General features: G+C 36.5%; 1 protein-coding gene. It reads right to left on the bottom strand.

What is annotated here, in order from left to right; genetic code table 11:
• Positions 1–1,124 (bottom strand): DUF825 domain-containing protein (locus D0S45_20320; GenBank protein TIH08937.1); only part of this gene is annotated, 1,124 nt, incomplete at both ends.

The raw sequence follows: 1,124 nt of genomic DNA, 5'->3' as shown, positions 1-1,124 counted from the left end.
AGTGGAACATCTTTCACAATCCCTGGAGAGAKAGTTCACYAATAGACCGAGGGMTAAGTAAYTCGACTCATTCACATCMAGATCATGAATGTTTGGAATCCATATTATGCAAGGAGACATTGCTTTTGCTAATTCGAATTGAAGGGTGATATAAAATCGGTCTATTTCCRRCATCATATCCATAGTTAGYGCATTCATCATAGTTAGMAGCTCCAGCTCCGTATCAAGTTCACGATCAATATCGTYACTAKCATCAATATCGTCACTATCATCAATATYGATATCATCAATAARAWAACCTTTMGGCTTGTYATCCAGGAACTTGTTCRGAAATACYGTAATGAAAGGAACATAGGAGTTTGTCGCTAGGTATTTGACCAAATARGATCGTCCAGTTCCTAGAGATCCTATCACTAAAATACYCCTAGRGRGGGATARGGCTAAGCGGAGCGAAAAGGGTTTTCCATGAGAYGGGAAATGAAAACTATTAGCCCCACACGAAGTTTGTGAATAAGTGATTGTCTGATAATGAGCAAGGAATATCCGTCTTTCTGCTAAASAGGATSTRTTGAACTCATAATTCATTAGAYACTTTTTATGAATGTCAACTAAGTATCGTAAGTAAAYTGWTCCCGGTTGTTCAATCATTTGATAACCAGARTCATTCTTTGATAAAYGATCACTATGAGTCAGACTCAATAGAATTTKMTCAATCCTTTTTTCTKYCSKTAAGGTGGAGAACTGAAACAAGAATTCTCTTTCTTYATCATCAATCGAATCASTKTTCGMKACCCAGGATTCKATTTTATCATCAATCCAATCACCGYTCACGTTTTTTCTTTTTCTTATCAATKAATAGATCTCTTTACTTGTAYGACTTAGATGTCTCGTATTTCTCGAAAAAGTGATTCGATTGATGGGATTTGGTATGATACTTATGAGATCGATGATATCGATGAAATTTATTTTCAAATCTTTCTTCTTAGAACGTATTGATTTGACCCCATAAGCGGGATCACCACCCCATAGCATGTTGCCGCCAGCACCCCGTATTTCTTCTAGACAATCTCCTAATTGTTCCAGAGCAACTAGAAAAAGATTCTTTAACCAGAAAGAATTCAGTT

The sequence above is a fragment of the Marinifilum sp. JC120 genome (assembly GCA_004923195.1).
In the GTDB taxonomy this organism is placed as follows: domain Bacteria; phylum Desulfobacterota; class Desulfovibrionia; order Desulfovibrionales; family Desulfovibrionaceae; genus Maridesulfovibrio.
This window is presented reverse-complemented; position numbering and strand designations above follow the sequence as displayed.